This window comes from Thermodesulfovibrionales bacterium, assembly GCA_035622735.1.
Lineage (GTDB): Bacteria > Nitrospirota > Thermodesulfovibrionia > Thermodesulfovibrionales > UBA9159 > DASPUT01.
Map to the genome: position 1 here is coordinate 1 of DASPUT010000113.1, position 8,213 is coordinate 8,213.

General features: G+C 54.3%; 9 protein-coding genes and 1 tRNA gene. 7 read left to right on the forward strand and 3 right to left on the reverse strand.

Going from position 1 to position 8,213, the window contains the following annotated elements; all coding sequences use genetic code 11:
- The 7 genes from VEI96_06425 to VEI96_06455 form a co-directional block, all read left to right on the forward strand.
- The coding region (locus VEI96_06425) for a penicillin-binding transpeptidase domain-containing protein (GenBank protein ID HXX57618.1) at nt 1-928 on the forward strand (928 nt) is incomplete at its 5' end.
- Nucleotides 915-2,033 (forward strand): rod shape-determining protein RodA, encoded by a 1,119-nt coding sequence (rodA, locus tag VEI96_06430; GenBank protein ID HXX57619.1) that lies wholly within the window; start codon nt 915-917, stop codon nt 2,031-2,033. The genes VEI96_06425 and rodA, both read left to right, overlap by 14 nt.
- 59 nt (nt 2,034-2,092) lie before the next feature.
- Entirely contained in the window at nt 2,093-2,506 is a 414-nt protein-coding gene (locus VEI96_06435; protein ID HXX57620.1) for a cupredoxin domain-containing protein, read from the forward strand.
- A gap of 53 nt (nt 2,507-2,559) precedes the next feature.
- Nucleotides 2,560-2,976 (forward strand): DUF4079 family protein, encoded by a 417-nt coding sequence (locus VEI96_06440; protein ID HXX57621.1) that lies wholly within the window; start codon nt 2,560-2,562, stop codon nt 2,974-2,976.
- Between the two features lie 164 nt (nt 2,977-3,140).
- A tRNA-Met gene (locus VEI96_06445) sits at nt 3,141-3,217 on the forward strand.
- 271 nt (nt 3,218-3,488) lie between these two features.
- A complete protein-coding gene (locus tag VEI96_06450) occupies nt 3,489-3,860 on the forward strand; it encodes a PilZ domain-containing protein (protein HXX57622.1) in 372 nt (123 codons plus the stop codon).
- Nucleotides 3,861-3,863: 3 nt separating this feature from the next.
- Entirely contained in the window at nt 3,864-4,211 is a 348-nt protein-coding gene (locus VEI96_06455; protein ID HXX57623.1) for a PilZ domain-containing protein, read from the forward strand.
- Nucleotides 4,212-4,278: 67 nt separating this feature from the next.
- Here VEI96_06455 and VEI96_06460 read toward each other — a convergent pair whose 3' ends face one another.
- The 3 genes from VEI96_06460 to VEI96_06470 form a co-directional block, all read right to left on the reverse strand.
- The gene (locus VEI96_06460; protein ID HXX57624.1) at nt 4,279-5,946 is read right to left on the reverse strand and encodes a putative manganese-dependent inorganic diphosphatase; all 1,668 of its coding nucleotides are present in this window, start codon (nt 5,944-5,946) and stop codon (nt 4,279-4,281) included.
- Nucleotides 5,947-5,953: 7 nt separating this feature from the next.
- On the reverse strand, nt 5,954-6,622 hold the full coding sequence (locus VEI96_06465; protein ID HXX57625.1) for a site-2 protease family protein: 669 nt from the start codon (nt 6,620-6,622) through the stop codon (nt 5,954-5,956).
- 157 nt (nt 6,623-6,779) lie between these two features.
- A partial coding sequence (locus tag VEI96_06470) for a hypothetical protein (protein HXX57626.1) occupies nt 6,780-8,213 on the reverse strand: 1,434 nt, incomplete at its 5' end.

Below are 8,213 nucleotides of genomic sequence, written 5' to 3' on the forward strand. Positions count from 1 at the left end.
GATCGTCACCGCGATAGCCGCCCTTGAGGAACGAGTGATCGACCCTGATGCGAAGGCGACCTGTAAGGGAGGGATTGTCTACGGCAGGTGGCATTTCGGCTGCTGGCAGAAGAAAGGTCACGGAACCCTCTCCCTGCACCGCGCGATCGTCGAGTCATGCGACGTATTCTTCTACGAGGCGGGGAAGAAACTCGGCATCGACCGGATCGCATCGTATGCGCGCCAACTCGGCCTTGACAGCGAAGTAGGACTGAAACTGGTCAAAGAGCGGCACGGGCTCATTCCCGATACGCAATGGAAAGAGGAGAAACGGAAACAGCCGTGGTACCTCGGCGAAACATTCAATGCTGCTATAGGACAGGGGTATGTCGCCGTGACCCCGTTCCAGATGGCAAAGGTAGTGAGTGTCGTCTCAAACGGCGGATCCGTCTATACCCCTTCAATCCTCCAACTCAAGGATGCGCCGGAACCGGTGAAGAGGTTGAGCATTAAGCCTGAAACGTTCGACGCTGTCAACAAGGGACTCTTCGGCGTCGTCAACGAGCCGGGCGGCACGGGGTGGGCCGCTCACTCCTCTCTCGTCACCGTATGCGGCAAGACAGGAACGGCACAGGTGGTAGGTCTCAAAAAAGACTCCAAATATCTTTCAGAAAGGCAGAGGGACCATGCATGGTTCGTTTCGTACGCCCCCTATGAGAAACCCGAGATCGCGCTCTCCGTTTTGGTCGAACACGGCGGTCATGGCGGAAGCGCCGCAGCTCCCATAGCAAAGCGCGCCATAGAGGCTTACATGAAGGGCAGTCGGCAGTCGGATGCTCCCGATCAGGCGCCTACAGTCGATGGGCAGACGGCAGAGGGTCAGGGGTTGAGGGGCGCTGCGGACCAGAACAAGAAAAAGGCGGAAGGCGGGATCAGTGAACGTCGATAGACGCCTTGTCAAGAACTTCGATTGGGTGACCCTGTCGCTCATCCTCATGATCTCTACAATAGGGATACTGACGATATTCAGCGCTACCCGTTCTCCCGTCGCGGCTGAGATGCCGTCCTACTATATCAGGCAGATCTACTGGCTCATAGTCAGTACGGTCGTCCTGTGCGCCTTCGTGAGTTTTGACTATACCTGGCTGAACAGATTCGCATATCCGCTCTATGGTTTTGGGCTCTGCCTCCTGCTCTCGGTACTCTTCCTCGGCAAAACGGGAATGGGCGCCCAGCGGTGGCTCAACCTCGGAATATTTTCCTTCCAGCCCTCGGAGGCATTCAAAATCATCTACATCATAATGCTCTCTCGATACCTCAGCGAAACACCGGGCAGGATCGGGCTCCTTACCCTCATCAAGAGCTTCCTGTTCCTTGTGGCGATCCCCGTCGGACTGATCATGAAACAACCCGATCTCGGCACCGCATTGATCCTCCTGATCGTCTTCCTGCTTCTCATGGTGACAAAAGGTCTCCAGAAAAAAGTGACGGTACTCGTGCTCCTTCTCGGCCTTATCTCGATACCGTTCCTCGGCAATATCTTCTGGGAAGGCCTGAAGGATTACCAGAAGAACAGGCTCGTCGTCTTCCTGGAACCGGATGTCGACCCGTCAGGGATCGGGTATCATATCACCCAATCAAAGGTGGCGATAGGGTCGGGGCAGGTCATCGGAAAAGGATACCTCAAGGGGACGCAGGGACCCTTCAGATTTCTCCCGGAGAAGCATACGGACTTTATCTTCGCGGTCTTCGCCGAAGAATGGGGCTTTGGAGGCAGCATCTTCCTTCTCTTCCTTTATCTCTCCTTCATCCTGCGGGGAATCGATACCGCACGAAAAGCGAAGGACGAATTCGGAAGGCTCTTCGCCACGGGGATTTCGTTCATGTTCACCGTCTACTTCTTTGTGAATATCGGCATGACCCTCGGCATCACTCCCGTTGTGGGGGTCCCCCTGCCTTTCATGAGCTACGGCGGGACGGCACTCCTCACAAACTTCATCGCAGCGGCGATGCTCATCAATATACGCGTACGAAGGTTCGAACTCTTCTATTAGCTTGACAGCCTCTCGAGGGGTGGTAGAATAATTTCAGGAGATATCACCGGAGGTGAACGATGAAGTGGGCGGTCCCTCTTTCACTGACTCTCGTCATGGTATCGGCCTTTCTTGCGAAGGATGTCTGCGGCGAAAAGAACGTATTCGTTGCTGTCGTTGACACCGACGGCGTCCAGAAGGTCGCGGTCCTTGCAGGCGAGTATTTCTTTGACCCTGATCACATCATCGTGACCGTGAACGTTCCTGTTGAGATATATATCCGGAAAGAAGCGGGTGCCACCCCCCATGCCTTTGTACTAAAGGCACCGGATGCCGGAATGGACATCAACGAATCCTTGAGCACGGAGCCGAAGAAGATCACGTTCAGACCGACGAAGACGGGCAACTATCCTTTCTACTGCGACAAGAAACTCCTCTTTTTCAAGAGCCATAGGGAGCGGGGAATGGAAGGCATTCTCGAAGTGCGCGACTGACGAGTCTCCCCCTCTCTTTCACGTATCCGTCATTTTGTTATACTAGGTAACCTATGATCGTTTATCTGAAACTTCTCCACGGCCTGTACAACATTCTCATCTTCTTGTTTTTTCTCTACCAAGGCTGGCTCGGGTTCATAATCAGAAGGAGAAGGCGGAAGGATATGCCCCCTGATTTCACGTCGGTCAAGAGGCATAGGAAGTCGGGGCCCCTCCTCGTCGTACTCGGGTGCCTCGGATACCTTGCCGGTCTCGTTCTCGTTCTCGCGGACTCCGGCCATATCGTGAAATATCCCCTCCATTTCACCGGGGGTTCTCTTCTGGCGATTCTCCTTGTTGGAACACACTTCACGTCGAGAAAGATAAAGGGTCCGGATTCGCCGTTCAGAAACTCCCATGCCATAATCGGCGTCATGATCCTCTCCCTCTCCCTTTCCCAGATCTTTCTTGGGGTGAGGATACTCTTTTGAGGCGTTCCCGATTCTCGGCTGAGGCGGCGGAAGGCGCGGAACCATGGCGTCCGCTATCGCTCGAGTTGCCAGGGAAAACAGTACTTTGATATAATGCATAACCAGAACGTGCGGTGATTGCAGGGGCCTGCTCGCTGCTCGCCTGGATTGTACGCGGCGAAAAAGGCGGTGTAGCTCAGATGGTTAGAGCATGCGGCTCATATCCGCAGTGTCCGGGGTTCGATTCCCTGCACCGCCACCAACCCTCTCAGCTCCTGCTGAGAAGCCTCTCTTGAGAGTCTCTGACTAATCCTCTTTTATGCCCTTCTTTTGCCACTTTTTGTCATATTTGCGGGGATATTTCGAGAGAGATCGGCCATAACGTGCCATCACCTATAAATTTTCTGAGGCTGACTAAGGGGTTTGAAATGGCATATAAATTGCGATAAATACGAATACCCGCAAATAACTGTGGCATGAGTAACCGTCGCATTTTGGAGGTTAACGCTTCGTAGAGGGACATCATGATGAGCATGACAGAAATATTGAAAAAGGAAAGAAGGTGCCATGAAAGATTTGGAGAGCGTCATGACATCGAGTTCTCATCAGGCGGTGAAACGTATCGGGGGATATCGTCCAACTTCTCTCTGAGCGGCCTCTTCGTAAAGACACCGAACCCGCTTGAACCGGAAACAATAGTCGCAATCATCCTTCATCTTCCCGACGGCACCACGACGAGAATAACGGGAAGAGTCACTCGGGTTGTGAAGGCCCCTCCCGGCAGAACCTGCAAGACATCTTCGCCTTACCGAGAACAGGAGGGAATGGCGATAGACATCATAGAAAAAGATCCGCTCTATCTCAAGTTCGTAGCCTCGTTTCGTACAAGAGTTATCGATGATTGAGAAATGAAACCATTGAATCCCGACAAGAGAAGACAAGAACGCGTCAAGAAGCGCTGCGCGATTGAATTTGTGGTGGACGGAAAAACCCACATAGGGATAACGGGTGATTTTTCTTTGAGCGGCATCTTCATACGAACGCCGAATCATTTTGCGCCGGGAACGATTCTCGATATGTCGCTTCAACTCCCGGATGGATCGGTATCGAAGATAAAAGGCACGGTCGCGAGGATCCTGAAATCATCGGATGATAGGAAATCTCTCCGGGAAGAGGGGATAGGAATCGAAATCACTGAAGAAGATCCTCACTACCGTCACTTTTGCCTATCACTCCTTGCGATCCCCGACTCCTGATTAGCCTTCCTCTCTTTTCCCAACCCATGACCCCGCACCACGTCTGAACGGAAGCGGGAATACTCGCTCAATCCGTACTTCCCTTGTTCAAGCTGAGGACTTGACCGATGGCAGGGATAAAGTCTTTCTTCCTCGAAAGAACGCGTGGCAGGATGCAGGTGCCATCCTGAACCTTCACATGGAAGGCCTTCTCGACTATCCAGGTCTCGCCCTTCACGAGGACACGCTCGTGCGACGAGCTGAGGGGGTTCGTGACGAGCAGTGCAGCGAGGTCATAGCCGTTCACGACGCGCAGACGCTCGAGTTCGGCGAGGATCTCTTCTTCCCTCAAGTCGATCTCCTGGCATTCCAGCACCATCATCTGGCTTATCCCCAGCTTCTTACCGTTTATGAGGAATTCCTTGAAGTCGGCCGCGATGAGTTCTGCTGCGGTCTTGTCTTCTGTATGGATGCTCGCGTGGAGAAGTTCTCTGCCGTAATTCTTCAGAGAGATACCCGCAAGTTCCGCCAGTCGCGCCGCTGTCTGCCGGTCACGCTCCGTGGTCGTCGAGAGTGTCAGCAGGAGCGTATCGGAGAGGATGCCGGAAAGCAGCAGTCCCGCAATCTCCGCCGGAATATTCACCTGATAGAGAAACATCATCCCCGCCACGATCGTACAGGTGCTCCCGATCGGATCGTTATAGACATAAATCGGCGCCACGGTCGAGATGTCCCCCACCCGGTGGTGATCGATTATCTCGAGGATCTCCGCATCTTCTATGTTGTCTACGGCCTGAGACAGCTCATTGTGATCCACGAGAATCGCCTTCTTCCTCACCGGCACGAGAAGGTCTGTCCTCGTGACGATGCCGATGAGTCTGTTGTCGCTATCCGCTACGACAGCGGAGCGGTATTCCGATTCGAGGATCTTCTTCTTGAGTTCAGAGATAGGCGTATAGAGCCCCACCGTCGGGTTATCGGCACTCATGATGGCCGATACCGGTTCCGACATCGTCATGAGCTGAACCGTCGGAAAGGCCGGATGCGGGGAAGAAAGGAGCAACGTGCCCGCTTCTTCAGCGGCAGAAACAACGTCGTTGCCGACAGGCATGCCGTCCACGATAATGAGCGCCGCACACCCGGAACGGATGAGGTCCAACTGAATATCCTGCTGGTCCCCGATAATGACGACGTCGCCGGGCCGAATCCTGTTCAGGATAGTGCCCTTCTGCATCGAGGCGATCCATATCCTGCCCGTGAGGTGCCCAATCTTTCTCGAATTGCTGATGACACGGCCGTCCACCGTCTTCAGAAGGATATCGAGGTCTATCGGGGCTTCCGTGAGATCTGCAAATCCGACGCTGTCCATGTAATGCCTCGCTATATCCTTCAGCCCCACGACACCGGTGAAGCGTCCGCTGTCATTCACGACCGGTACGGACCTCACCCCCTTTTCCCTCATGAGAAGTGCGAGGGCCTGCACGGATTCCCGCTCCTGAATCGAGACTGGCTTCTTCAGATCGAGATCGCTCACGGTAGCAGCCATGCTCTCTATCTCACGGGGCACAGGCACAGAAAACCTTTCGAGCACAAAGCGCGTCTCCTCATTCACCTTGCCGGCCCGCGCAGGGGTAAAGAGATAGCGTTTGTCCGTCACGTTCTTAAAATGAGCGTACCCTATCGCCGAACAGACGGAATCGGCATCGGGATTCTTGTGGCCTATTACGTAGACGATTTTTGTCTGTTCTCCGTTCATACGGAAACTAAATCATCCCCAACAGACCGAGAAAGAAGTTGACGAGGGGCATGACAAAATAGTTCGCTATCCCGGTCGCGATGAGCAGGATCACGATGAGGAACCCGAAGGGTTCGATCCTGCTGAAAGAGCTCGCCTGTCTCTGCGGCAGCAAGCCCACGAGGACCCTCCCTCCGTCGAGAGGAGGAATCGGGATCAGGTTAAATGACGCGAGCACAACGTTCACGATTACGCTCGATCTGAGCATCAGGGCCGCAGGCACCAGGCCCTTTTCCGCAACCCCTTCAGGCAAGAGAAGGGATGCCGGCATGATGACAAACTTCAGAATGATAATACTTGCTGTCGCAAGGAGAATGTTCGTAACGGGTCCGCCTGCGGCGGATATCGCCATCCCCTGCCGCGGATTCTTGAAATTCATCGGATTAATCGGAACCGGTTTCGCGTATCCAAAGACAAACTGTCCGTTCGTAAAGACAAGGAGGAGCAGCGGCATGAGGATCGTCCCGAAGGGGTCTATGTGAGCAAGGGGATTCAGCGTGAGTCTGCCGAGCATCTTTGCCGTGGGATCACCGAGCTTGTTTGCGATAAGACCGTGGGACACCTCGTGGAACGTTATCGCGATGAGAACAGGTACCGCGGAGAGTGCGACCTGCCTTATGATGGCAGGGATATCCATCTCACCGACCCAACGGCAGACCGTCTCTCTTCGATTGCCCTATTTTCTTTTGACCACACGGATTCCTCGAACTGTCCCTCACTGACCCGCCGGATAACGGCGCCACCGGCGTTTAATATTAACGATTGTCCCGTACGATGTCAAACCTACGGCAGACCTAAACGAGTGAGCCCCTTGCCACACTCGGGCTCGAAACCCTCCAGATGAGCTCGAAGTTGCAGATGAGGACAACGGGCTCCCCCGAGCCATCTGTCATAATCTTCCCGCTGTCGTCGATCGCGAGCAGGAGGTCGTTGGACCTTAAGGACGATCCATCAAATCCGCAGTTCTTCAATTTCTCCTTCACGGCATCGAGGAACCGCAGACTTTGCTGCTCATCGATGATTCCCCTGTCCGCAGCCCTCGCAAGGTCCACGGGAGTATAAAGGGCGTCACCATGTTCGGCGACCCACCGGTCAGGGCCGTTGTAGTAGCCGCGGATCGTGATGTAATTGTGATTCTCCTGGAGCACCGGATTACCCTCAGGGTCTAAGAGGTCTCTATGAGACTCATATTTTCTCAAGTCCGTCGAGGATTCAATCTTCCTGCTCCCGGTCATATAGATCGCCCTCACGTAGACCGTCGGAATTCCGAGCCGGTTCAGGCTGTGGGCAAGCGCAAATTCCTCGAAGGGACTGTTTATGCCGTATTGATGGACCTTAGGATCGCGGGAGCCCTCCTCGTTTCCGGCGGGCATTTCACCAACCCGCGAAGTCTCCCATACGAGATGTATGTTGTCTTTCGTGATCGTATAGAAAACCTCCTTCGTATCCGAAAGCTTGAGGGCCGGCGTCTTCCTCCATCGTTCAGGCAGAAAGTAATCGAACAGGTGTGCGTTCTTCCCGACAACCCAGAGACGGCCGCCCGTGCTTTCGGCATGTCCGTATACATACGGCACACCAAGGATTTCGACGTGGGACAGATGCGCCGGCAACGGCGTCGGATCGAAGCGATGCCGCTGATCGTCGAGATAGGAATATCTCCTCGAGTGCTTCACCTCTTCTTCGTGTTCAGGGGTACGGAGCAGCAATTCGTAATCAATGACCGAGTATCGGCCCTCGTTGACGAGACGATACACCGCGTCCACCTGCTGCTCCGGGGCGTGAATGCCCTCGGTCTGACCGATCTCCCGTATGACCTCCGCATCATGTTCGCTCAGGATGATATGCTCGGGCTTCATGTCCGCCATCAGGTATCCCTTCTTGTCGAGATCCCCGAGGGCCTTCATGCTGACCGTCTTCAGATGACTGATGAGGTCGTCATTATTGATATCGACATGCGCAAAGACCTCTGTGAGATTGTGCCCCCTGATCCATTCGTAGATGAGCTTGTACTGCTTCAGGATGTCGAGATCGATGCCGGGATGCTTGGCCCTGATACGGTTGATCTTCGCGCGAGACCTCCCGCTCTGCCACGACTGCATCTTTTCGGGCGGCACATAGATCGCCATCGGGAGCTGGGTCTGCATCTGCATCTCCTTCGGCCCGTAGAGGTTATCCCTCAGTTCCATGACGAGAGAAAATTCCTCCCATGGGCTGTTGAACTCGGCATC

Bases quoted from the DNA above. Each gene is read 5' to 3' on its own strand.
- VEI96_06440 (HXX57621.1), top strand. From the start codon at position 2,560: ATGATCGTTTATCTGAAACTTCTCCACGGCCTGTACAACATTCTCATC.
- VEI96_06455 (HXX57623.1), top strand. From the start codon at position 3,864: ATGAAACCATTGAATCCCGACAAGAGAAGACAAGAACGCGTCAAGAAG.
- VEI96_06465 (HXX57625.1), bottom strand. From the start codon at position 6,622: ATGGATATCCCTGCCATCATAAGGCAGGTCGCACTCTCCGCGGTACCT.
- VEI96_06460 (HXX57624.1), bottom strand. From the start codon at position 5,946: ATGAACGGAGAACAGACAAAAATCGTCTACGTAATAGGCCACAAGAAT.
- VEI96_06435 (HXX57620.1), top strand. From the start codon at position 2,093: ATGAAGTGGGCGGTCCCTCTTTCACTGACTCTCGTCATGGTATCGGCC.
- VEI96_06450 (HXX57622.1), top strand. From the start codon at position 3,489: ATGACAGAAATATTGAAAAAGGAAAGAAGGTGCCATGAAAGATTTGGA.